General features: G+C 52.3%; 23 protein-coding genes. 2 read left to right on the top strand and 21 right to left on the bottom strand.

Annotated features, from left to right (window positions below):
* Nucleotides 1-2: 2 nt before the first annotated feature.
* The 8 genes from fdx to trmJ all read right to left on the bottom strand — a co-directional run bounded on the left by fdx (nucleotide 3) and on the right by trmJ (nucleotide 6,363).
* Nucleotides 3-341: an ISC system 2Fe-2S type ferredoxin gene (gene fdx, locus PCI15_RS05270; protein ID WP_205659205.1), complete on the bottom strand. Its 339-nt coding sequence runs from the start codon at nucleotides 339-341 to the stop codon at nucleotides 3-5.
* Nucleotides 341-2,215, bottom strand: a complete 1,875-nt coding sequence (hscA, locus tag PCI15_RS05265) for a Fe-S protein assembly chaperone HscA (RefSeq protein ID WP_271273314.1) — start codon at nucleotides 2,213-2,215, stop codon at nucleotides 341-343. Before hscA ends, fdx begins: the two co-directional genes overlap by 1 nt.
* A 5-nt stretch (nucleotides 2,216-2,220) precedes the next feature.
* Nucleotides 2,221-2,748, bottom strand: a complete 528-nt coding sequence (hscB, locus tag PCI15_RS05260) for a Fe-S protein assembly co-chaperone HscB (protein WP_271273313.1) — start codon at nucleotides 2,746-2,748, stop codon at nucleotides 2,221-2,223.
* A 100-nt stretch (nucleotides 2,749-2,848) separates the two neighbouring features.
* Nucleotides 2,849-3,172, bottom strand: a complete 324-nt coding sequence (gene iscA, locus PCI15_RS05255; RefSeq protein ID WP_271273312.1) for an iron-sulfur cluster assembly protein IscA — start codon at nucleotides 3,170-3,172, stop codon at nucleotides 2,849-2,851.
* 56 nt (nucleotides 3,173-3,228) lie between these two features.
* Nucleotides 3,229-3,612 (bottom strand): Fe-S cluster assembly scaffold IscU, encoded by a 384-nt coding sequence (iscU, locus tag PCI15_RS05250; protein ID WP_271273311.1) that lies wholly within the window; start codon nucleotides 3,610-3,612, stop codon nucleotides 3,229-3,231.
* A 39-nt stretch (nucleotides 3,613-3,651) separates the two neighbouring features.
* The gene (locus PCI15_RS05245) at nucleotides 3,652-4,866 is read right to left on the bottom strand and encodes an IscS subfamily cysteine desulfurase (RefSeq protein ID WP_271273310.1); all 1,215 of its coding nucleotides are present in this window, start codon (nucleotides 4,864-4,866) and stop codon (nucleotides 3,652-3,654) included.
* Between the two features lie 37 nt (nucleotides 4,867-4,903).
* The gene (gene iscR / locus PCI15_RS05240; protein ID WP_271273309.1) at nucleotides 4,904-5,404 is read right to left on the bottom strand and encodes a Fe-S cluster assembly transcriptional regulator IscR; all 501 of its coding nucleotides are present in this window, start codon (nucleotides 5,402-5,404) and stop codon (nucleotides 4,904-4,906) included.
* A 206-nt stretch (nucleotides 5,405-5,610) separates the two neighbouring features.
* Nucleotides 5,611-6,363, bottom strand: a complete 753-nt coding sequence (trmJ, locus tag PCI15_RS05235; RefSeq protein ID WP_271273308.1) for a tRNA (cytosine(32)/uridine(32)-2'-O)-methyltransferase TrmJ — start codon at nucleotides 6,361-6,363, stop codon at nucleotides 5,611-5,613.
* A 144-nt stretch (nucleotides 6,364-6,507) separates the two neighbouring features.
* Between trmJ and PCI15_RS05230 the strand changes: the two genes are divergently transcribed.
* The gene (locus tag PCI15_RS05230) at nucleotides 6,508-7,314 is read left to right on the top strand and encodes an inositol monophosphatase family protein (RefSeq protein ID WP_271273307.1); all 807 of its coding nucleotides are present in this window, start codon (nucleotides 6,508-6,510) and stop codon (nucleotides 7,312-7,314) included.
* A gap of 135 nt (nucleotides 7,315-7,449) precedes the next feature.
* Here PCI15_RS05230 and PCI15_RS05225 read toward each other — a convergent pair whose 3' ends face one another.
* The 12 genes from PCI15_RS05225 to PCI15_RS05170 all read right to left on the bottom strand — a co-directional run bounded on the left by PCI15_RS05225 (nucleotide 7,450) and on the right by PCI15_RS05170 (nucleotide 20,535).
* A complete protein-coding gene (locus PCI15_RS05225; RefSeq protein WP_271273306.1) occupies nucleotides 7,450-8,745 on the bottom strand; it encodes an adenylosuccinate synthase in 1,296 nt (431 codons plus the stop codon).
* Between the two features lie 39 nt (nucleotides 8,746-8,784).
* Entirely contained in the window at nucleotides 8,785-9,963 is a 1,179-nt protein-coding gene (locus PCI15_RS05220; protein WP_271273305.1) for an ATP phosphoribosyltransferase regulatory subunit, read from the bottom strand.
* Nucleotides 9,964-9,984: 21 nt separating this feature from the next.
* Nucleotides 9,985-10,182 carry a DUF2065 domain-containing protein gene (locus PCI15_RS05215; protein WP_271273304.1) on the bottom strand — a complete coding sequence of 66 codons (198 nt, stop codon included), beginning with the start codon at nucleotides 10,180-10,182 and terminating at the stop codon, nucleotides 9,985-9,987.
* Nucleotides 10,183-10,299: 117 nt separating this feature from the next.
* Nucleotides 10,300-11,175 carry a protease modulator HflC gene (gene hflC, locus PCI15_RS05210; protein WP_271273303.1) on the bottom strand — a complete coding sequence of 292 codons (876 nt, stop codon included), beginning with the start codon at nucleotides 11,173-11,175 and terminating at the stop codon, nucleotides 10,300-10,302.
* The gene (hflK, locus tag PCI15_RS05205) at nucleotides 11,175-12,362 is read right to left on the bottom strand and encodes an FtsH protease activity modulator HflK (protein WP_271273302.1); all 1,188 of its coding nucleotides are present in this window, start codon (nucleotides 12,360-12,362) and stop codon (nucleotides 11,175-11,177) included. The genes hflC and hflK overlap by 1 nt, the downstream gene beginning before the upstream one ends.
* Before the next feature lie 147 nt (nucleotides 12,363-12,509).
* The gene (gene hflX / locus PCI15_RS05200) at nucleotides 12,510-13,826 is read right to left on the bottom strand and encodes a ribosome rescue GTPase HflX (protein ID WP_271273301.1); all 1,317 of its coding nucleotides are present in this window, start codon (nucleotides 13,824-13,826) and stop codon (nucleotides 12,510-12,512) included.
* 8 nt (nucleotides 13,827-13,834) lie between these two features.
* Nucleotides 13,835-14,071: an RNA chaperone Hfq gene (hfq, locus tag PCI15_RS05195; protein ID WP_124925946.1), complete on the bottom strand. Its 237-nt coding sequence runs from the start codon at nucleotides 14,069-14,071 to the stop codon at nucleotides 13,835-13,837.
* 121 nt (nucleotides 14,072-14,192) lie between these two features.
* On the bottom strand, nucleotides 14,193-15,098 hold the full coding sequence (gene miaA / locus PCI15_RS05190; protein WP_271274579.1) for a tRNA (adenosine(37)-N6)-dimethylallyltransferase MiaA: 906 nt from the start codon (nucleotides 15,096-15,098) through the stop codon (nucleotides 14,193-14,195).
* Between the two features lie 79 nt (nucleotides 15,099-15,177).
* Complete coding sequence (gene mutL / locus PCI15_RS05185) at nucleotides 15,178-17,070, bottom strand: DNA mismatch repair endonuclease MutL (protein ID WP_271273300.1); 1,893 nt, start codon at nucleotides 17,068-17,070, stop codon at nucleotides 15,178-15,180.
* A gap of 41 nt (nucleotides 17,071-17,111) precedes the next feature.
* Nucleotides 17,112-18,458, bottom strand: coding sequence for an N-acetylmuramoyl-L-alanine amidase family protein (locus PCI15_RS05180; protein WP_271273299.1), 1,347 nt, complete (start codon nucleotides 18,456-18,458; stop codon nucleotides 17,112-17,114).
* 14 nt (nucleotides 18,459-18,472) lie between these two features.
* Nucleotides 18,473-18,949, bottom strand: coding sequence for a tRNA (adenosine(37)-N6)-threonylcarbamoyltransferase complex ATPase subunit type 1 TsaE (gene tsaE / locus PCI15_RS05175; RefSeq protein WP_271273298.1), 477 nt, complete (start codon nucleotides 18,947-18,949; stop codon nucleotides 18,473-18,475).
* A 26-nt stretch (nucleotides 18,950-18,975) separates the two neighbouring features.
* Nucleotides 18,976-20,535, bottom strand: coding sequence for an NAD(P)H-hydrate dehydratase (locus tag PCI15_RS05170; protein ID WP_271273297.1), 1,560 nt, complete (start codon nucleotides 20,533-20,535; stop codon nucleotides 18,976-18,978).
* A gap of 44 nt (nucleotides 20,536-20,579) precedes the next feature.
* Here PCI15_RS05170 and queG point away from each other — a divergent pair, with 44 nt between their 5' ends.
* On the top strand, nucleotides 20,580-21,713 hold the full coding sequence (gene queG, locus PCI15_RS05165; protein WP_271273296.1) for a tRNA epoxyqueuosine(34) reductase QueG: 1,134 nt from the start codon (nucleotides 20,580-20,582) through the stop codon (nucleotides 21,711-21,713).
* A gap of 31 nt (nucleotides 21,714-21,744) precedes the next feature.
* Here queG and PCI15_RS05160 read toward each other — a convergent pair whose 3' ends face one another.
* Nucleotides 21,745-24,063, bottom strand: a complete 2,319-nt coding sequence (locus PCI15_RS05160; protein WP_271273295.1) for a methyl-accepting chemotaxis protein — start codon at nucleotides 24,061-24,063, stop codon at nucleotides 21,745-21,747.
* Nucleotides 24,064-24,144: the final 81 nt, after the last annotated feature.

Raw genomic sequence — 24,144 nt, 5'->3', positions numbered from 1 at the left:
CCTCAGTGGCGTTCAGATACCTGGTTGATCGTATATTTAGGTATCTCCACCACCAGGTCTTCATCACCTACAACAGCCTGACAACTCAGGCGTGACTCAGGTTCCAGCCCCCATGCTTTATCAAGCATATCGTCTTCCAGTTCGTCAGACTCTTCCAGGCTGTCAAACCCTTCACGCACAATCACATGACAGGTCGTGCAGGCACATGATTTTTCACACGCATGCTCAATCTCAATACCCTCAGCCCAGGCAGCATCACAGACGGTCACACCCGGCTCTGCTTCAATTACCTTACCTTCAGGGCATAACTCATCATGGGGTAAGAAAATAATTTGTGGCATTACATATCCCCTTCAATATCATCAACGCTCTGACCTTTAAGCGCTTCTTTAATGCTTAAATCCATGCGGCGTGCAGCAAAGAAATCACTGGCCTTAGCCAGCTCCTTCACGCCTTTTTCGATTAACTTGTAATTTGAGCCATGACGCAACTGAAGCAGCAGCGCCATCTGCTCGCGCAAATGCTTCAACTCTTCAGCACTGAGCAGCACATCACCATCGGCTTCAATTGCCTGCTCAAGTGAAATCAGAATACGGTCAGCCTCAACCTGCTGTTCACGCAGGCTACGGGCATGCATATCTTCTTCAGCATTACTGTAAGAAGCTTTCAGCATGTCGGCAATTTCATTATCCGCCAAACCGTAAGACGGCTTCACCTGAATTTCGCTGACCACACCCGTGGACAACTCTTTGGCTGACACATTCAGAAGACCGTCAGCATCAACCTGGAAAGACACCCGGATTTTAGCCGCACCGGCCGCCATCGGCGGGATACCGCGTAAAGTAAAACGCGCCAGTGAGCGGCAATCATCAACCAGCTCACGCTCCCCCTGAACAACATGAATAACCATGCCGTTCTGGCCGTCCTGATAGGTGGTAAAGTCCTGCGCCTTAGCCACAGGAATCGGCGTGTTACGGTGGATAACTTTTTCCGTCAGCCCGCCCATGGTTTCCAGCCCCAGGGACAACGGCAGAACATCCAGCAGCAGCATTTCACTGTCCGGCTTGTTGCCTGCCAGCAAATCGGCCTGAATAGCGGCACCAATTGCCACCACCCGGTCCGGATCAATATTCACATGAGGTGCACGTTTAAAATAGTTTTCAACCCGCTCACGTACCGCCGGGACGCGGGTGCTGCCACCCACAAGCACGACTTCACTGACTTCATCCAGCTCTACCCGGGCATCCTTCAGGGCCCGGCGACAGGCAGACAGCGTCTTCTTAATTAATCCTTCAACTAAACTGTCAAAAAGCTCCCGGGTCACATTCAGAGATGGCGCCCCATCAAGCAATTCAAAGGTCACATCCACAGCAGCATTCGCCGACAACTGCTCTTTAACCCAACGGGCACGACCTGTCAGCTCACGGGACTGCCTGGCATCAACATCTGCCAACTGAAGCTGATCCTTAAACCACCCGGCCAGCGCCAGATCAAAGTCATCACCACCCAGGGCACTGTCGCCACCGGTGGATAACACTTCAAACACACCCTTATTCAGACGCAAAATTGAGATATCGAAGGTACCGCCGCCCAAATCATAAACAGCAATAACCCCTTCCGCACCTTCATCAAGTCCGTAAGCAACAGCGGCAGCTGTAGGCTCATTAAGCAGGCGCAAAACCTTAATACCGGCCAGTTGAGCAGCATCTTTCGTTGCCTGACGCTGAGCATCATCAAAGTAAGCAGGCACGGTAATAACAGCACCTTCCAAGTCACCGGCAAGCGTATCTTCGGCCCGCACTTTGAGGCTGGACAGAATATCAGCCGACACCTGGACCGGGCTTTTATTTCCCGCAACCGTTTCAATATAAGGCATCCCACCATCAGCAGGCGCAAAGCGATAAACCGCCTGACCATCCAGGGCCTTAAGGTCAGCAATGCCACGCCCCATCAGACGCTTCACAGAAACGATCGTATTGAACGGATCCCTGGCTGCCTGCGCCAGCGCTGTGGCACCCACTTCAGGCTCAGCTTCGGTATAGCGGACAACCGAGGGCAGCAAATGCTGACCGTCATGATCCGGCAGCGTAACAGTTTCACCATTACGTACAGCAGCCACTAAAGAATTGGTTGTACCTAAATCAATCCCCACTGCCAGCTTGCGCTGATGGGGTTCCGGGGTTTGTCCCGGCTCTGCAATCTGCAATAAGGCCATAATGATTAATCGTAAAGTTTGTCTTCAAGCGCTTCTACGTCCCGCTCCAGCTTATAAATGAACTGCATTTTTCTGACAGTCACTGCTGCAGCCGGATAATCCGCCTGATCATAAAGGGTTTGAAATTCAGCCTGGAACACCTGCTTGCGCTCAGCAACCTCGGTATACATGTCTTCAACAGCCGCATCCGGATCGTCGGCATCCGCAATGTCTTCAACAGCTTCACGCAGTTCCATTTGCTGCATCAGAAACATGGGGTCAAGCTGAACAGATGATTCTGAATAAGTATCTTCTCCCCGCAGAGAAAGCAGGTACTGTGCGCGGCTTAACGGCGACTTCAGGGTCGCAACCGCTTCATTCAGATACGCGGTATATTGAACCGAAAGACGGCGCTCATGATCTGCAAGATGTGCAAACTTATCCGGGTGTAACGTTTTCTGCAGTTCGCGGGTACGCTCAGACAACGCCTGCTTATCGAGCTGATAACTCTCCGGCAGACCAAGAAACTCAAAATAGTTCTGTTTTATATCCATGAAAGAGCCGGCAGATACGATTCAGCCGTTGCACGACCGGATGCAATCCGGACAAGTACAGCGGCTGAAAAAGAAACGGGAGTCAGGAACCTCTAACGGTTCAGATGTTGAAGCTTTCGCCGCAACCACACTCATTTTTAACATTAGGATTGTTAAACTTAAAGCCTTCATTCAGGCCTTCTTTAACAAAATCCAATTCGGTACCGTCCAGATAGAGCAAGCTTTTCGGGTCAATGACAATCTTAACGCCTTCAGCTTCAAAGACCTGATCTTCATCCTGAACAGCATCAACAAACTCAAGGACATATGCCATACCGGAGCACCCGGAGGTTCTCACACCAAGACGAATACCTGTTCCCTGCCCTCGGGATTCAAGATAACGGTTCACATGATTGGCCGCAGCACTGGTCATTGTGATTGCCATAAGTTTCCTCCTAGAATACCGGTCAGCACCCGGAGACGACCGGGTGCCGGACAAGCTTACTTAGCCTGCTTTTCTTTGTAATCAGCAACAGCCGCTTTAATTGCATCTTCAGCCAGTACTGAACAGTGAATTTTCACTGGTGGCAGCGCAAGCTCTTCCGCAATTTTAGTATTCTTCAGCTCGGCAGCCTCATCCAGAGTCATGCCTTTAACCCACTCAGTTACCAGCGAGCTTGAAGCAATCGCGGAACCACAACCGTAAGTTTTAAACTTAGCGTCTTCAATAACACCTTCATCGCTAACCTGAATCTGCAGGCGCATAACGTCACCACATGCAGGTGCACCCACCATACCTGTGCCAACGTTGGTATCTTTATCATTCATTTTGCCGACATTACGCGGATTCTCGTAATGATCGATTACCTGATCACTGTAAGCCATAACGACCTCCTCAGTTTGGTTTCACCAGCCAAGCGACGCTTAGTGATGAACCCATTCAACCTTGCTTAAATCAACACCGTCTTTGTACATGTCCCACAGAGGCGACAATTCACGCAGCTTGGAAACCGCTTCGCGAATCTGTTCGACAGCATCGTCAATATCCTGTTCGGTAGTAAAACGCCCGATAGAGAAACGGATCGAGCTGTGCGCCATCTCATCATTCAGACCCAGCGCACGCAGTACGTATGAAGGCTCAAGGCTCGCAGATGTACATGCAGAACCTGAAGAAACCGCCAGATCTTTCAGTGACATCAGCAGTGACTCACCTTCAACGTAGTTGAAACTTACATTCAGGTTACCAATGTAACGCTGATCAACGGAACCGTTGATATGAATCTCTTCCATATCTTCGATCGCATTCCAGAAACGGTTACGCAACGCGGTAATCTTGTCTTTATCAAGCTGCATGTCTTCTTTGGCCAGTCGCGCTGCCTCACCCATACCAACAATCTGGTGGGTTGCCAGGGTACCAGAACGCATACCACGCTCATGACCACCACCATGCATCTGAGCTTCCAGACGAACACGCGGCTTACGGCGTACATACAAAACACCGATCCCCTTAGGGCCGTACATCTTGTGACCTGAAACAGATACCAGATCCACTTTCATTGCAGCTACGTCGATATCAACCTTGCCAGCACTCTGAGCAGCATCTACGTGGAACAAGACACCGTTAGCACGGGTAATTTCACCGATTGCTGCAACGTCATTGATCACGCCGATTTCATTATTCACGTGCATAACAGATACCAGAATCGTATCTTCACGCAGTGCATCAGCAACTGCCTGAGGCTGAATAATACCGTCAGCATCCGGATCAAGGTACGTCACCTCAAACCCTTCACGCTCTAACTGGCGGCAGGTATCCAGAACTGCTTTGTGTTCAATTTTGGAGGTAATGATGTGCTTGCCTTTTTTAGAATAAAAATGCGCCACACCTTTAATAGCCAGGTTATCCGACTCAGTTGCACCGGACGTCCATACGATTTCACGCGGATCAGCGTTCATCAGGTCAGCAACCTGTCGACGTGCAGTCTCAACAGCTTCTTCAGCTTTCCAGCCATACAGATGAGAACGGGAAGCCGGATTACCGAAATTACCTTCGATGGTCAGACATTCAATCATCTTCTCAGCTACCCGGGGATCAACCGGTGTAGTGGCTGCGTAGTCAAAATAAATTGGCAACTTCATTACATCAACTCTCCAAAAACGTCTCTTTATCAGAGACTCAGGCGCTTACTTTCGCCTCTATTAAACTCGTATCTATTAACGTCTGCTGTTCACGATCCTGACGTTTTGCGACGGCCTGAACATCTTGGCGGGCCATCAGATCAGCCAGACTGATCTGGCTTAGAAATTCATGTATCTGGCTACTGAGATCACACCACAGATGGTGTGTCAGACAGGTACTCCCCCCCTGACAACCACCAGTATGACCACCACCACTGTGCCCGCATCCCGTCGCATCAACAGACTCATTAACCGCATCAATCACTTCAGCGACATCAATCGCATGCTGCTCACGGTTAAGCTGATACCCACCACCGGGACCACGTACACTGCGCACCAGATCATTACGACGCAACTTAGCGAATAGCTGTTCTAAATAAGACAGGGAAATCCCCTGACGTTCAGATATATCCGCCAGGCTGATAGGTCCGTCACTTGCGTGAAGCGCAAGATCAAGCATCGCGGTAACCGCATATCGGCCTTTCGTTGTTAATCGCATAAAATACTTCCCTCACCCCAAACTGAGCACGCGGGGGATTATGCAATACCCTAGTATTTTAGTCAATTATATAACCAAGTAATTCACTTGGTTTTTAAATACCGTTTCAGGCTGAAAATTCATCCGGACCGGAGACAGCAAAATCCGGTCAGATAATCACAGCCGCCACTGAGGGCGGCGAGATTCTAGCACCTTTTGCAGGATGACTAAACGTCTGCGTCTGACTTCTTCAGACGTTTCTGAGTCGCGGTAAGGATTCCCCGCAGCACATTGACTTCAATTTTATCTGGCAGCGCTCTCAGAAACAGCCGCCGTAACCGCGGCATGAGCTGGCGCGGCTTCTCGGGATCAAGAAACTCAATATCAATCATGGTCTGCTCCAGATGCTCGAACATCCGCTCCAGTTCCTGCATATCCGCCAGGTCCACATCCCAGTCCGTCCCCCACTGGGGCTTATCTTCCATACTGCCCTGCTGCAAAGCGGCCATGCGAAGCTCGTAGCAAATAACCTGTACAGCCGCACCGATATTCAGCGAACTGAAGGTCTCTTCCGTAGGGATATGCACATGATAATGACAACGCTGCAATTCTTCATTGGTCAGTCCGCGATCCTCACGGCCAAATACAACCGCCATTTTCTGATCAGCACCCAGACCTGAAGACACCCCTCCCAGCTCGCGGGGGTTCAGCAACGGCCAGGGGATATTCCGGCTACGGGCACTCGTACCCACCACCAGATGACACCCTTCCAGCGCCTCATCCAGCGAACCAACAACCAGCGCACTTTCCAGCAAATCAGTGGCACCCGAAGCCCGGGCAACAGCATCTTCGTGAGGGAACAGTTTAGGCTCAACAAGACACAGTTCAGCCAGCCCCATATTTTTCATTGCCCGGGCGACCGCACCGATATTGCCGGGGTGAGTGGTATTTACCAGTACAATTCGTATATTTTGCAGCATCAAATTCAGACTTATAGTATAAAAAGGCGATTATTTTACCAGAACCTGCCAAGTATTCGCGGTTTGTTGTTCTTTATCTCAGCAAGATTTTGCTATAATCGCGCTCTTTGATTTCTTACCCTCCCGACGACTGGTATTAGATAGATGCAACCGATGGTAAATATCGCCCTGCGCGGCGCACGCATCGCAGGCGAACAAATCGCCCGCGCAGTGGAACGACTCGACCTGATTAAATCCGAACAATCAAGTGTCAGTGACTTTTTCGAAGAGACCTGCAAGCAGGCAGAAAAGGCGATTGCCAGCACAATCCAGAAAGCCTATCCGGACCACGAAGTAAATGGTGAATTCACTGGCCAGCACGCTGCAGAAGGCACCGCCGCCATTACCTGGCAGGTAAACCCTATCGACAGCACCAGCAACTTCGCAAACGGCGTACCTGTGTTTGCCCTGAGCATCGCCGGTTACCAGCGCGGCCGCCTGGAACACGCCATCGTACTGAATCCGATGAACGGTGAAGAATTTACCGCCAGCCGTGGACGAGGCGCACAGTGTAACGGCAAGCGCCTGCGCGTCAGCAACCTGAAAACCCTTCAGGGCGCACTCATCGCCAGCAACTACTTTGGCCGCAACCAGAAACAGCATCTTGATTCATTCCAGCGGGTATTCAGCAACATCACCCTGGAAGACGGCAGCATCTACAACGCCGGCTCACCGGTACTGAACATGGCTTACACCGCTGCCGGCCGCTTCGACGGCTTCTTCCAGTTCGGCATGAAAGGCGCCGATATGGCAGCCGGCACCCTGCTGATCCAGGAATCTGGCGGCTTACTGTCCGACTTCAATGGCGGCAACTCCCACACCCAGAACGGTAACCTGATCGTGGGCAATCCGAAAATGCTGAAAGCGCTGCTGAAAAGCATCCACCCGGCAGTCAGCGATGATCTGAAATAGGTCAGTCTGAACATCTACAAAACCGGCCTTGTGCCGGTTTTTTTATACCCCGAAAACAGCAGACACAAAAAAACCAGCCGTAGCTGGTTTTTTTAGAAAACCGATGACTGAAAGCCGCCGGTTCAGCAAGCACTGTTACGCATCAAACGGGTGGCGCAATACAATTGTTTCCACACGGTCAGGACCGGTAGACACAATATCAATTGGTGCATTGATCAGCGCTTCAAGACGCTTAATGTAAGCACGTGCGTTTTCAGGCAACGCTTCCAGCGTCTGAGCACCCAGAGTATTTTCACTCCAGCCTGGCAGGGTTTCATATACAGGCTCAATCGCCTCGTAATCTTCACTGCCTGTCAGCGAGTAAACCGCATTACCCTGTGCATCTTTATAGCCAACACATACTTTGATTTCTTCCAGACCATCCAGAACATCAAGCTTAGTCAGACAGATACCGGATACCGAGTTAACCTGAATAGCATGCTTAAGCGCAACCGCATCAAACCAGCCACAGCGACGGGCACGGCCAGTGGTCGCACCGAACTCGTGACCTTTGGTGCCCAGGTGGTTACCGATTTCGCAATCCAGCTGCGTCGGGAACGGACCGGAACCTACACGGGTCGTGTAAGCCTTGGTAATACCCAGGATGTAATCCAGATACAGAGGACCAAAACCACTACCGGTAGAGGTACCGCCAGCAGTTGTGTTTGAAGAGGTTACATACGGATAGGTACCGTGATCGATATCCAGCAACGAACCCTGCGCACCTTCAAACATGATGTTGTCACCACGCTCACGGTACTCATGCAACTTAGAAGTAACATCCATCACCATAGGACGTAACACTTCAGCCATCGCCAGAGACTCTTCCAGAACCTTCTCATAGCTAACCGGCTCAGCGTTATAGTAGTTCTGCAGCATGAAGTTATGGTATTCCATTACTTCCTTAAGCTTCACCGCAAAACGCTCGCTATTCATCATGTCATCAAGACGCAGACCACGACGGGCAACTTTGTCTTCGTATGCAGGGCCGATACCACGGCCGGTAGTACCGATCTTGGCATTTCCGCGGGCAACTTCACGGGCCTGATCCAGTGCAACGTGATATGGCAGAATCAGCGGACAGGCAGGGCTCAGACGCAAACGTTCACGTACCGGCACACCACGCTCTTCCAGCTCTTTCATTTCTTTCAGCAATGCTTCAGGAGACAGCACTACGCCGTTGCCTATCATGCAAAGAACATTGTCACGCAGAATACCTGAAGGGATCAGGTGAAGAACCGTTTTCTCACCATCAATAACCAGGGTGTGACCTGCGTTATGGCCACCCTGAAAGCGTGCCACGGCAGAAGCCTGATCTGTTAAAAGGTCAACGATCTTGCCTTTACCCTCGTCTCCCCACTGCGTTCCTAAAACAACGACATTTTTACCCATGCTAGTCTCTAACGTTTAACTCAATCTAATTTCAAGCGGTTACAGGCTCTGCAGAACCCAAACCCCATCCTGCTGCACCAATTGCTGCGCGAATACAACATCATCAGATGCCGCACCATCGAGCTGCTGCACAACCCGCTTACCGGTCGTGCGTAGTTCACTGATCGCCTTTAATAGCCCTGCATCACTGCCAGCTGGCGCCAGTACCGCACCGTCCTGCTGACACGACAGAGCAGACAGCTCAACCAGTGTCTTAAGGTCAGCACTAAAACCTGTTGCCGGGCGCGCCCGGCCAAAATCACGCCCCACTTCATCATAACGACCACCTTTGGCAATCGCCTGACCGAAACTTGGCGTATATGCACCGAACACAATGCCGGTGTGATAGTTATAACCGCGTAATTCGCTGAGATCGAAATACAGATCAACCTGCGGATAACGCTGACCAATCTGCTCAGCAATCTGACGCAGATAATCCAGCGCTGGCGTAATCGCATCACTGATAGGCGCCAAGCTCTCCTGAGCCGCATCCAGCACTTCCGCACCACCATGCAGCGCCGGCAGCTTAGCCAGCATCGCAGCCTGCTCAGCTGAAATATCAACCTGACTCAGAAAGCGTTCAATCTCAGGCATATCTTTGCGTTGCAGTAATTCGAAATAATCATTTTCCTGAACATCGGTCAGCCCCGCACCGGCAATCAGTCCGCGATAGATACCTACATGGCCCAGATCAATACTCAGTTCCTGACTGACACCCAGCACATGCAGAGTTTCAAGCATCAGGGAAATAATTTCGACATCACTGGCCAGGCCCGAGTGGCCGAATAACTCAGCACCTACCTGTAAGGGATTACGAGACGCCAGCGGATTTGCTGGCAAGGTATGCAGAACAGTACTGCAATAACACAAACGATTAGGACTATCGTTTTTCAGACGGTGGGCATCAATCCGCGCCACCTGCTGGGTAATATCAGCACGGATGCCCAGCATCCGGCCTGTCAGTTGATCCGTTACTTTAAATGTATTCAGATCAAGATCCCGACCAACACCACTTAACAAAGAGTCCAGGTGTTCGATCATTGGTGTCATGACTAATTCATAACCCCAGGTATTATACATATCTAGCACTTGCCGGCGGGCCGCTTCAACCTGACGCGCCTGTGGTGGCAAGACTTCTTTGACACCGTCTGGTAATAACCAGCGATCTGCCAAGGCCATGCAACTCTCCTAATCGATCGATCAGTTAATCATATACAGTATGCACAGCCCAGCCAGCATACTGATTAAACCGGTTATCCGCAGCGCCTTATCACTGATATTTGCTAACTGCTGAACTAACCTGCGCCAGCGTCCGGGATACAGAAAAGGCACAATTCCCTCGATTATCAGCATCAGACTGAAACCGATTAACAGGGGTTGCCAAAGCTCCGACCACATAACGCCTCGCACAAAACCGCATAAAAAAACCGGGCTTAAACCCGGTTACAGAATTCTACCACGGAACAGGGCAAATAGTGCAGCCTATTCCGGGTAAAAATTAATCAAAAGTAGCAATTAACGCTCCAGACCCGGCGCATTCAGGTAACGGAAGAATTCACTGTCCGGTTCCAGAATCATGATATCGCCTTGCTGGTTAAATGCTTCTTTATAGGCATTCAGACTGCGGTAGAAAGAATAGAACTCCGGATCACGGCTATATGCCTTGGCATAGATACCCGCAGATTCCGCATCACCTTCACCACGCAACTCCTGTGCATCACGGTACGCACCGGCTTCGATAACCGTTTTCTGACGGTCAGCATCAGCCCGGATACCTTCCGCAAGCTCCTGACCACGGGAACGCAGCTCACGGGCTTCACGCTCCCGCTCAGTACGCATACGGTCATATACAGAGTTGGATACTTCCTGCGGCAGATCGATCTTCTTAACCCGGATATCAATCAGCTCAATACCCAGCTCGTCACGGGTCGACTGGCTCAGTGACTCAGTCAGCTCAATCATTAACTGATCACGCTCACCGGATACCACTTCAGTCAGCGTACGCTCACCGAACTGCGCACGCAGACCTGCATCCACACTCGGGAACAGACGCTCCGCTGCACGGAACTGGTCACCGGAAGTCGCGGTGTAGTAAGTTTGCGGATCAATAACACGCCATTTAATGAAGGAGTCAACCACCAGACGCTTCTTCTCAACCGTCAGATAAGACTGCGGCTGCGCATCCAGGGTCAGTACCCGGCCATCAAACTTACGCACTTTATTGATAACAGGAATCTTAATATGCAGACCAGGCTGCAGGTTAGGATTCACGATTTCACCGAAGCGCAGCAAAACTGCACGGTCAGTTTCCTTAATAATAAACAGCGAATTAGATGCCAGCACGACCAACAATAGCGCGATGACGACGCCTGCCATAGATTTACCAGACATTACCGGGCCTCCCGACGGTTGGTTTGCTGACGCTGACGCAACTGCTCAATCACCTGATCAGTGATATCACGGATATTATCGTTACTCAGACGGGTGTTTCCTGAACGGTTAAACTCAACAGGTACCTGACGACGCTCGGATAACTTATCCAGCGGCAGATACATCATGTTATTACCGCCCTCAACATCAACCAGTACCTTAGAGTTGTTCGCCATAACAGACTCCATTGCATCCAGATACAGACGCTCACGGGTTACATCCGGTGCTTTCAGGTACTCACCCAGCAGAGACTCAAAACGCTGCGCATCACCCTGTGCCCGAGCAACCACCTGTTCGCGGTATGCACTTGCCTCTTCCTTCATACGCTGGGCGATACCACGCGCTTCAGGAATAATACCGTTACGGTAAGACTCAGCTTCGTTAATGACCCGTTGCTCATCCTCACGCGCTTTGATTACGTCATCAAATGCATCCTGAACCTGAGACGGTGCCTTAACTTCTTTAATGTTCACCTGAGTGATACGTAAACCGGTCTGATAATCTTCCATAGACTGCTGCAGACGACCCTTCACATCCGTACCAAGTACCTCACGGCCCTCAGTCAGAATGGAATCCATTTCTGAACCACCTACAATGTGACGCAATGCAGACTCAGAAGCATTCGCCAGACTGGCTTCCGGATCGCGGACTTTCAGCAGGTAATTCTTAGGATCAGAGATGACGTACTGAACGGTAATAGATACGTCAACAATGTTCTCATCTTCTGTCAGCATCAGGGAACGGTGATCATAAGCATTTACCCGGGTCACATTGACCTGAGTAACCTGATCAATCAAAGGCGGGTTCCACTGCAGACCCGGCATAACCGTTTCGCTGAATTTACCCAGACGCAGTACGACACCCCGCTCCTGCTGATCGACAGTGTAGAAGCCCAGAGCTGCCCAGCCAACCAGCAGAATGACGATAAGGATGCCAAACAGACCGCCTGACGGCGCAGCTGATTTGCCACCGGAACCGCCGGTCTTGTTCGGTTTACCGAAAATGCCGTTAAGTTTTTCCTGTAGCTTTTGCAGCGCTTCATCCAGATCAGGAGGTCCCTGATCATTATTGCCGCCACCGTTACGCTTGCCACCAGAGTTCCAGGGATCCTGATTATTCCCGTTACCACCAGGCTCATTCCAAGCCATACTGTTCTCCGTTCTAGAACCGTTAATGCTTTGTCTTTACCGAATCGACAGGTAAAGCACCAAAAACTACCAAAATTGTATGTAGCTTAATCATAGTATGCAACGTCCGATGTACGCAGCTTACTTTTAAAATTCAGATATTTGTCGTCACTGAAGCCACTCAGGCTTGTTGACATCAACCCCCAGATAACGTTCCGCCGGAATACTTACCCTGCTGAGAATCTGCATAAAGTCTTTACGCTGCAAGCGTACTTCCAGATGACTTTCACCGGCATCATCATAGGTTTCATTCAGGACTGCCCCCTGACCATACAGCAGGGCACGGAAAGCACCTTCAGAAGGTGCCACCTGAATGGAATCATGGAACACATCATCCGCCAGACGCTCAGAAATAGCCTGAAACAGCAAGTCAGTACCCTGTCCGGTTGCCGCAGACACCCAGACCCGTACCGGTACACCTTCATCATTACGGTCAATACGCGGTTCAATACCCGTCATACGGTCAATCTTGTTATAGACCTCAAGACAGGGCACTTCATCCGCATTAATTTCCGCCAGTACCGCATTCACTTCGTCAATATGCTCCTGACGATCCTCATCAAAGGCATCAATCACATGCAGCAGCAAAGTGGCCTCGGTGGTTTCCTGCAACGTCGCACGAAACGCCTCAACCAGTTTATGGGGTAAATGACGGATAAAGCCTACCGTATCAGCAAGGATTGCCTGCCCGACATCCGCAACTTCAATGCGGCGGAGGGTCGGATCAAGCGTCGCGAACAACTGATCAGCGGCGTACACCTCAGCCTCAGTCAGCTGATTGAACAGCGTCGACTTTCCGGCATTGGTATAACCCACCAGCGATAAGCCCGGCACTTCAGCGCGGCTACGGGCACGACGCCCCTGATCACGCTGCTTACGGACTTTTTCCAGTCGTTTGAGAATACTTTTGATGCGGGCACGCAGTAACCGGCGGTCGGTTTCCAGCTGGGTTTCACCCGGGCCGCGTAAACCAATACCACCTTTCTGACGCTCAAGGTGTGTCCAGCCACGTACCAGACGTGTCGACATATGCTCTAACTGTGCCAGCTCCACCTGAAGTTTACCTTCATGGGTACGGGCACGCTGAGCAAAAATATCCAGAATCAGACCGGTACGGTCCAGCACCCGGCACTGCAACTCTCTTTCGAGGTTACGTTCCTGGCCGGGGCTTAGCGAATGATTGAAAATAACCAGCTCGGCATCATACTGATGCACCATGGCCTTCAACTCTTCGACCTTACCGCTACCGATAAATAACTTAGGGCTGGGCTGATGGCGACTACCGGTAAGAATATCTACAGGATCGGCGCCAGCAGAAAGCGCGAGTTCTTCTAACTCTTTCGGGCTTTCCCGGTCCGCCTCATCAGCCATATCTATGTGGACAAGAATGGCGCATTCGCCAGACTCGGGACGCTCAAAAAACAAATAGAACCTCAGTCAGCCGATTCATCACCCTGTGGTAACTTAACCGGACGGGCCGGGACCACAGTTGAGATTGCATGTTTATAGACCATCTGGCTGACAGTATTTTTAAGCAGGATAACAAACTGGTCGAATGACTCAATCTGCCCCTGTAGCTTGATACCATTTACCAAGAAAATAGAAACGGGTACGCGTTCTTTACGCAGTACGTTCAGATAAGGGTCTTGTAAAGATTGCCCTTTTGACATTGGAAGCTCCTTCCTGTGAATCGATAATAAAAAGGTATGCGCAACTCAAATCCTGTTAAAAATCCTGCGCATGTGACCGCCTCAAAAAAGCCGGACGGTCCGAAAAATTCAAGCTACAGCATTATATAATGCCACCCTCTAACAATTTCAAGGCATTATTTGTTAAATTTGGATCATTTGAGGCTAAAGTTTTCAAATCGGGCCAGCTGCGCAACCAGGTTATCTGCCGTTTTGCCAACTGACGGGTCGCCACAACGCCTTTATGGATCATAGTTTCACGGTCCCACTGGCCCTGAAAATATTCCCACATCTGCCGGTAACCGACACAGCGGACTGAAGGCATTGATGCATCCAGATCACCACGGTCCCACAATGCTCTGACCTCCGCTTCAAAGCCCTGTTCCAGCATCAGATGAAAACGCTGTTCGATCCGCTGATGCAATACCGAACGCTCGGTGGGCATCACACACAGCGACTGCATGTTATAAGGCGCACGAGAAGCCTCCTGGGCCTGCCAGTGCTCAGTCATGGACTTACCGGTCAGCTCATACACCTCCAGCGCCCGCTGCAACCGCTGCGGATCATTCGGATGAATCCGTTGGGCCGACTCAGGATCAACCTCCGCCAGCCGCTTATGCAAACATTCCCAGCCGTTACTGTTTGCCTCCTCCAGCAAACGCTGGCGCACCACAGGATCAGCTTCCGGCATATCGGCCAGACCTTTCATCAGCGCCTGGTAATACAGCATGGTTCCGCCCACCAGCAGAGGAATTTTTCCTTTGGCAGTAATATCCGCCATATGCTGCAAGGCATCACGGCGAAAATCGGCCGCAGAATACGCTTCGGACGGGTCGAGGATATCCACCAGCCGGTGGGGATACCGGGCGAGTAACTCAGCTTCCGGCGTGGCGGTACCAATGTCCATCTGACGATAGATCATGGCCGAGTCCACACTGATGATTTCACAGTCCAGCAAGTCACAGAGAGCCATCGCCAGGTCAGTTTTGCCTGCCGCAGTCGGGCCCATCAGAAAAATTGCCGGTGGTAAAGACGTTGTCACGTCGTACTCCAAATTAAAAACAGTTTATTGCGAACAGCACCAAGGCTCACTGACCACGCATGAACAGGCCATCGAGCTCCTGCATAGACATCTGGGTCCAGGTCGGCCGGCCATGGTTACACTGGCCACTGCGTTCAGTTTGCTCCATATCCCGCAGCAACGCATTCATTTCCGGCAGGGTAAGCTGGCGATTCGCCCGGACAGAACCGTGGCACGCCATGGTCGCCAACAGTTCATTAACATGTTCCTGAACCTTACGGCTGTTACCGAACTGCTGCATATCGGCAATCACGTCAAGAATCAGCTTGGTCACATCACCGTTGGCCAGCGCCACCGGCACCTGCCGGATCACGATGGTTTCTTCTCCCATCCGGGCGATTTCAAAGCCTAACTGGCGGAACACTTCCTGCTGCTCTTCAGCACAGTCAGCCTCACCGCTGCTGACCGCCATACTGACCGGCACCAGCAACGGCTGGCTGCGTACACCTTCCGCTTCATAAGCAGCCTTCATCCGTTCATATACAATCCGCTCATGGGCGGCATGCATATCCACCACCACAAGGCCGGCATCGTTTTGCGCCAGAATGAACACCCCGTGTAACTGCGCGACAGCATACCCCATTGGCGGGCATTTAGTCTCATCAACATCCGGCATCATGGCACCGGACACACCGCCCGTTACAGGGCCACTGAACGAGGGGGTGGCAGGTGAAGGATGTAGCTGACCATATTGCTGAATCTGTTCACGCACCTGACCGGCAGCAGGCCTGTCAGCCTGCACAGACGACTGATACAGTGGCATCCGCCCCTGCTGAAACGTCTGGCCCATGCCGGCAACACCCGGCGAAGGCAGAAAGTCACTGGTCGGTGCATTGCCACCATTCGCCAGCACAGCCTCAGGAATACCGGTGGTGTCTTCACCGGTTTGCGGTCGCATATCCGCAATTACCCGGTGCGTGGTTCGGAAAATAAAGTCATGTACCAACCGGCTTTCACGGAAGCGCACTTCGTGCTTGGTGGGATGAACGTTGACATCCACCAGCGCCGGATCAAGCTCCATAAACAGCACATAAGCAGGGTGCCGGCCGTGAAATAGCACATCCTGATAAGCCTGACGCAAAGCATGGGACACTACCTTATCCCTGATTACCCGGCCATTAACAAAGAAATACTGCAGATCGGGCTGGCTGCGGGAAAACGTCGGCAACCCTACCCAGCCCCACAATCTAAGGCCGGAGGCATCGGCACTGACATCCACCCGCATCGACTCTTCGATAAACGCCGGGGACATCAGGCTGGCAATACGCCGTTCCTGCTCAGCTTCAGTGGATGCCGGGCGCAGCTGATGGATAATTTTCTGGTTATGCCGCAGGGTAAAGCCCACGTCAAAGCGGCTTAACGCCAGCCGCTTAACCACCTCTTCCAGGTGTTTAAACTCGGTCTTTTCGGTTTTGAGAAACTTACGCCGCGCCGGGGTATTAAAAAACAGGTCACGCATTTCCACGGTAGTACCCGCAGGATGCGCCGCCGGAGAAATCTCCGCCACCATATCCCGGCCTTCAGTTTCGACCTGCCAGGCACTTTCCTGATCTGCCGTACGGGAAGTCAGCGTTAACCTTGATACTGAACTGACCGATGCCAGCGCCTCGCCGCGAAACCCCAGGCTCTGCACCGCTTCCAGATCATTCAGATCACGGATTTTACTGGTAGCATGGCGGCTCAGGGCTAAAGACAGATCTTCCTTCTCAATGCCACTGCCGTTATCCCTTAAGCGGATCAGTTTGACCCCGCCCTGCTCTATATCCAGCTCAATACGGTCAGCACCGGCATCCAGGCTGTTCTCAAGAATTTCCTTAACCACTGAGGCCGGGCGCTCTACAACTTCACCGGCAGCGATCTGGTTCGCCAGCCGTGGCGAGAGCAAATGGATACGGGACATAAATTACACTCGATACAGAAAAAAACGGTTGACCAGACTCATCAGCTGGTTGGGATCTGCAGCACCTGACCAATCCGGATATGGTCCGCATTTTTCAGGCCGTTAGCTTTACGTAACGCTGCCATGGAAATACCGTTTCGGCGGGCAATCACCGATAAAGTATCCCCTCTGACAACCTTATATTTACCGGCGACAGACTTGCCTTTATTACCGCCCTGTTTTTGCCAGGCCAGATACGTAAGCGCCGGAGGCTTGGCCACGAAATGCGCCTTAATGCCGGCAAAAATCGCCTGAGCCATCTTCTTCTGATAGGACTTAGATTTCAGTTTCCGTGCTTCATCCGGATTGGTAATAAACCCGGTTTCCACCAGAATCGACGGAATATCCGGGGATTTAAGCACTACAAACCCGGCCTGTTCGACCCGCTTCTTATGCATTTTTGCAAAGCGACTCATATTTTTATGTACCGTTTCAGCAATCACCCGGCTGTCACTGCGGCTCGCCGTCATCGACATATCAAGCAGCACTTTTGCCAGCACATCGTCTTTATCTTCAAGGCTGACACTGCCAACACCGCCAATCAGGTCGGTACTGTTTTCCCGCTTGGCTAACCAGCGCCCCATTTCGCTGCTGGCCCCCCGCGGCGACAATACCCATACAGACGCCCCCTTGGCACGTTTATCCTTAAAACCGTCCGCATGGATAGACACAAACATATCGGCGTTATTTTTCCGCGCCCGGCTGGTGCGGCTGCGCAGGCTGATGTAATAGTCACCGTCCCGGGTCAGCTGTGGCGTAAAACCCGGCTCTTTCTGCAGCAGCTTCTTCAGTTCCCGGGCAATGCCAAGCACCACATCTTTCTCTCTCTCGCCCCGCGGCCCTACCGCGCCGGGATCATCGCCACCGTGCCCCGCATCAATGGCAATCACCACGTTGCGTAATTTATCCGGATTATTGGCTGTCGTTGTCGCCCGCTTAACGGTCTGGGCAACTTTCTCTGGCTGATAAAGATCCACCACCAGACGGTGGCCATATTTATCGTTAGGACTCAGGGCAAAACTTTTGGCACGAACATCCGACTTAAGGTCCAGTACGATGCGCAGGTCGTTTTTATCTTTAGCGCCGCTGCGAATACGCTGCACCGGGCTCTTGGTCAGATTCAGCTGGTTAAGGTCCGCCTTAAATTTAGCGTTATCCACATCCAGCACGATGCGGTCAGGATTCTTCAGGGTGAACAGCTTATGGTCCGCACTTTCACTGAGGTCAAAAACTAAACGGGCGTGATCCGGCGCAATCCACAGGCGTACGTTTTTAACATCGGCAGCACCAACCACAGCCGATAGTAACGTACACACAAATACCAGACTTAAACGAACAACACGCAACATACTCTGTCTCATCCTTACTCGGCAGTGGCCTGCAAATTCACTAACAACTGCTCCCCTTTCGCAGTTTGGGGCAACAGTTCAATCTCGCGCCCCTCCCCCTGTACAGTAATATTCAGTAATAAATCGGCAGGGGGTAACACACCTTCACCTTTTTCCGGCCATTCAATCAGACACAAAGCATCATCGTGGAAATAATCCCGGATTCCGAAATATTCAAGCTCTTCCGGATCTCCCAAACGGTAAAGGTCAAAATGATAAACGTCCCGGCCGATCAGTTCATAGGGTTCCACCAGTGTATAGGTAGGACTCTTAACCGCACCCTTATGCCCGGCCCCCTGAATGATTCCCCGGCACAGAGTGGTTTTACCCATCCCCAGATCACCATTAAGAAAAACCACACCACCGCTGGCGGACGCCGCCAGATTACTGCCAAAAGCCACCATGGCCGCTTCATCAGCGATAAAAAAACACTGCTGCTGATCACCTGACACCGTACTCACTTCCTTCACTTTGCCTGCTATTTAGGGAAAACGTTAACAACTTTCGGCAATTGTGCCAACAGATCAGTGGCTTGCATACCTCGCTGACCATTTTTTGCAGCCTCATCCGCCGCTTTTCCGTGAATATACACCCCAACACGGGCAGCATCGGTATATTCCAGCTTCTGCGCCAGCAACGCGCCTATAATTCCGCTAAGCACATCCCCCATCCCGCCACTGGCCATACCGGGATTACCCGCTGAGCACAGATGCATGGCGTCACCATCACAACTCAGGGTCCCTGCCCCTTTCAGCACCAGGGTACCGCCAAACCGGTCCTGCAGGGCTTCTGCCGCGGCAAAGCGGTCCGTCTGAACCTTTGGCACCGAGGTTTCCAGCAAACGGGCAGCCTCACCGGGATGGGGTGTCAGTAACCAGTTACTGTGCTTAGTGCCGTCCAGTTTGCCATTTATCACCAACAGGTTAAGCGCATCCGCATCCATTACCAGCGGCTTTTTATCAGATCCGCAATTATCCAGCACCGCCATCAGCAGCTGTTCCCCCCAGGCACTTTGCCCAAGGCCCGGACCAATCACTACCACTGACGCACGCTCAATCAGCACCGCCAGATCATGACCACTGCGTACCCCGTGAACCATGATTTCCGGTGCCCGGGTCAGCGCAGCAGTTACATGCTCTGCCCGGGTTGCCAGACTCACCAGACCGGCACCGGTCCGGCCCGCGGCCTGCGCGGCCATGATTGCCGCACCGCCCATGCCATAATCGCCACCGATCACCAGCACATGACCAAAGTGCCCTTTATGACTGGCAGCGCCCCGCGGCGGCAACAGCGCCGCCAGATCTTCCCGGCAGGTACGGAAACCACTGACCGGAATAGACTCATAGATATCATCCGCAATGCGCAGGCTGTCAAACTGCAGCTGACCGCAATAATCCACCCCTTCATGAGTGAGCATCCCCTGCTTCATGCCGATAAAGGTCACCGTATGATCGGCACGCACAGCATCACCCAGCACCGCACCGGTATCACTGCACAGACCCGAAGGTATATCCACCGCAAGCACGGGTTTGTCTGACAGATTGATCTGCCGGATCGCCCCCACAAAGGGTTCCGCCACAGCACCGTTAAGTCCGGTGCCGAGTAAAGCATCGACGATCACATCCCCCTGCAGGTTCATCCCCAAACGGTAACGGTGGCATTCAACCCCCTGATCACACATCCAGTCATAGGCCTGCCGGGCTTCGCCACGCAGCTGCACCGCAAAATCATCCAGTCTGGATACACAGACCACCTGCACCTGAATGCCCTGCTGCTGAGCCAGAGCCGCCATCACAAAGCCGTCACCGCCGTTATTGCCGGTGCCGCAAAGAATGCTCAGGGATTGTACATCCGGCCACTGGTGCATTAACCGGTCAAAGGCCACATGCCCGGCCCTTAACATCAGTTTAAAGCCAGGCATCCCGGCACTGATTGCTGCCGCATCCAGTGCCCGGGTCAGTTCAGCTGTGTATAATGCAGCGGGTAATTGCGAAGACTTAGCCACGGTATAAGATCTCGACTCGGAATTTGGCTTCATTATATCCAACCTACAGTAAAAACAGCTACTAAGACCCGGCCATAATGCATCAGGACTCAAAATCACTTGCCGCCCTCAGTCAGGCAATCAAAGCCGCCGCACTGGAACAGGGCTTTCAGCAATGCGGTATCAGCGATACCGACATCAGTCCGGAATCAGAGGCCTACCACCGCTGGCTTGAAAACGGCTATCACGGGGAAATGGGGTATCTGGAAAACAATATCGACAAACGGCTGGACCCATCGCTGCTGGTTGAAGGTACCCGCCGGGTCATCTGCGTCAGGATGAACTGCCTGCCACCGGATATTCAGACGCTGAAGATCCTTAAAAACCCGGATAAAGCTTACATTTCCCGCTATACCATGGGGCGTGATTATCACAAACTGATGCGCAAGCGCCTGACCCGGCTGGGCAAGGCAATCGAAACCTTAATCGGAGAGTTTGGCTACCGGGCCTTTGTCGACAGCGCCCCTGTACTGGAACGGCCACTGGCCCGCAAAGCCGGCATTGGCTGGCAGGGAAAACACAGCCTGATCCTGAACCGGGAAGCCGGCTCCTGGTTTTTACTGGGCGAACTCTTTGTCGACCTGCCCCTGCCGGTCGACGCCCCCTATGAAGAAGAACACTGCGGCAAGTGTCAGGCCTGCATCGATGTCTGCCCGACACAAGCCATTGTTGACCCCTATGTGGTGGATGCCCGGCGCTGCATTTCTTATCTGACCATCGAATACAACGGCAGCATTCCCACTGAACTGCGTCCACTGATGGGTAACCGGATATTCGGCTGTGATGACTGCCAGCTTATCTGCCCCTGGAACCGCTTTGCACAGGCCTCCGCAGAAGACGACTTTAAACCCCGCCACGGGCTGGATGATAAAAACCTCAGAGACTTACTTAACTGGGATGAAGCCACATTCCTCAAGCGCACTGAGGGATCAGCCATACGACGCAGCGGCTATCAGGGCTGGCAACGGAATATTGCTGTCGCACTGGGCAATGGCATAAACAGCCCGGAATCCAGAGCGGCGCTGCACAGCCTGCTCAGTAATCCCGACACCGGCGAACTGGTTAAAGAACACGCCCAGTGGGCGCTGGATCACCTGAGTAACCGTGAAGATTCTGCAGAAAATCCCCTGCCCATCGCAGCACACCCAAGAGCTGCTAAGCTGGCCGACTGACGCCGGCCAGCACAGATACATATTCAGGGCATCAGGTTTTAAACCGGCCCACAAGGCTGTGCAGACGGTCCGCCATCTGACTCAGTTTATCGGTATCGCCGGCCGATTCCTGCGCACTGTCCAGTGTGGTTTCAGACAGGGTATCGATTTCAACCGCGTTCTTCTCAATGTCCTTAATCACATCAAGCTGTTCATTCACGGCGGTCGCTATCTGCGTTTGCATCGCTTCCACGTCCGCCATCAGGCGCTTGGTTTCATCCAGCTCAGAAGCGGTTTCATTCACCATGGCGATGCCCCGTTCGGCATTTTCCATGGAGTCTTCCACCCGGCGAACAGAATCGTCTGCGGTTTCGCGCAGTTTCTCCATGGTTTCCTGAATATTCACTGTGGCTTCCTGAGTTCGGGAAGAGAGCGTGCGAACTTCATCTGCTACCACGGCGAAGCCCCGTCCCTGCTCACCGGCCCGGGCCGCTTCAATCGCAGCGTTCAGCGCCAGTAAGCTGGTCTGTTTAGCAATGTCATTAATGACTTCCAAAATGGAGCTGACCTGATCAATCTCGCCGGACAGCGCATTAATAGAGCTTGCTGATTCACGGGTAAAGCCCACTAACTGATCAATCTCATTCACAGAACGCTGGGCATTATCCGCGCCGCTGACCATCTTCTCACCGGCACTGACCATCGCGTTCAGCGTTTCATTACTGCTCTGCGCCACATGATCAATCGAATAAGAAAACTCGGTCATGGCCGTGACAATCAGCTCACTCATGGAGCGCTGCTGCCCCATGCGGGACGCAGTATCACCGGACTGCCGGGCCAGTTGATTGGTCACTTCCGTCAGGCTTTCAGCGGTTTCGCTGGCCTGTGCCACCACGCCGCGAATGTTGGCAACAAAGGCATTAAATGCCGTTGCCAGCTCACCGATCTCATCCTTGCGCTTAGCACTTGCCAGTTGGGTTGTCAGATCGCCATCGCCGTTTGCAATCTCCTGAAAAGACGTCACCAGTTCCCGCAGCGGATTCACCAGCAACCGTGACAACAACAGGCCAAACAACACTGCAGCAATCAACACCACCAGCACCACAACACCGCTGGTACGGGTAATCGAACCAAGGATCTGTTCTTCGCTGGCAAAGGCTTCTGAACTGCTCATTTCCGAAATCAGCGCCCAGCGTAATCCGTCAATTTCCACCGGGGTATACGCCGAAAGTACCTCTTCACCGTAGTAACCCTGCGCCCGGGTCACGCCGGTATCGCCCTGTAATGCCGCCTTAACTCCGTCGGAACTGACTTTTTGCAGCGCCACACCGGTTCGCCGGTTCTGAATCTGTTCAACGCTGTCCTGCCAGCCGGTGGCGGCAATTTCGCTAAAGTACTGATCCGCAGATTCAATCAGCCGGCGACTGTCGGTGCGTAACCGCTCATCATCGCCCACCAGATAGACTTCGCCACTTTTGCCCAGCCCCACATCTGCCCAGTGCTTATTACTGGTGAGGGCCATGGTTACCCGTTCAACCGGCAACCTGACCACCAGGGTGCCAACATTCTTGTCTTTCTCAAACACCGGGGATGAAAGAAATGCCGCCGGCGTCCCAAAATCTGCAAAGTAAGTATTAATGTCTGTCAGGTACACGTCACCGGCCGCACCGTCACGGGCTTTGTTCCAGGCCTGCACCAGGCCGTTATCGGAACCGGCGGTCAGGTCAGTGGCGTAATCCACATTCTTGGCCACCGAATACACAACCCGCCCTTCAGGGCTGACAATCAGTACATCCGGGAAACCAAACTCTTCCTGCAGACGGCGCAATCCGGGATGGTACTGGGAGTGGTATAAATCATAACGGGCATTGAATTTAGTAATTTTCTTTGCCTGATCCAGCGCCTGCTTTTCCCCTAAAGGATTTGGATTGGTGCTGATATAACGCATCTGAAAATAACGCGCCGGATCATCCAGCGCAGACTGGGCACTGCCGGCATCAGCGCCGTTGAATCCCGGATCACGCTGTTTGAATTCGTCAGCAAAGGCACCGCTATAGAAACTGTTCAGGTTTTGCTGCTGCTCATCATCAACCTTCTTATTCAGGTCAAACGAGCTGGAGAAGTAACCGGTGGCGACCACCGTCTGCTCATTGGCAGCAATGCTTTTTACCAAACTCTTCAGATCGCTGATGTAACTGACCAGCTGATCTTTTTTCATTTCCCGCACCGCAATCAGCTTGGCGGAGGCAGCATCATCAAGGGCAACGTTTACTTCGTTGGAGGTGGCGTACATTACAACTGCACTGGCGCAAATCAGGGGAATAATGCCAATCGATACAATGGCCAGTAAGATACGTGTCTTAATCGTCATACTGCTTCTCTCAATACTCGAAGCCGCCGACAGGGAATGTTTACGCAAATAACTACACGCACATCCGGCCCGGCAACAGCC

The sequence above is a fragment of the Aliamphritea hakodatensis genome (assembly GCF_024347195.1).
Classification (GTDB): Bacteria; Pseudomonadota; Gammaproteobacteria; order Pseudomonadales; family Balneatricaceae; genus Amphritea; species Amphritea hakodatensis.
Note: the sequence above shows the minus strand (reverse complement) of the source record. Positions and strands in the feature narration are given on the sequence as shown.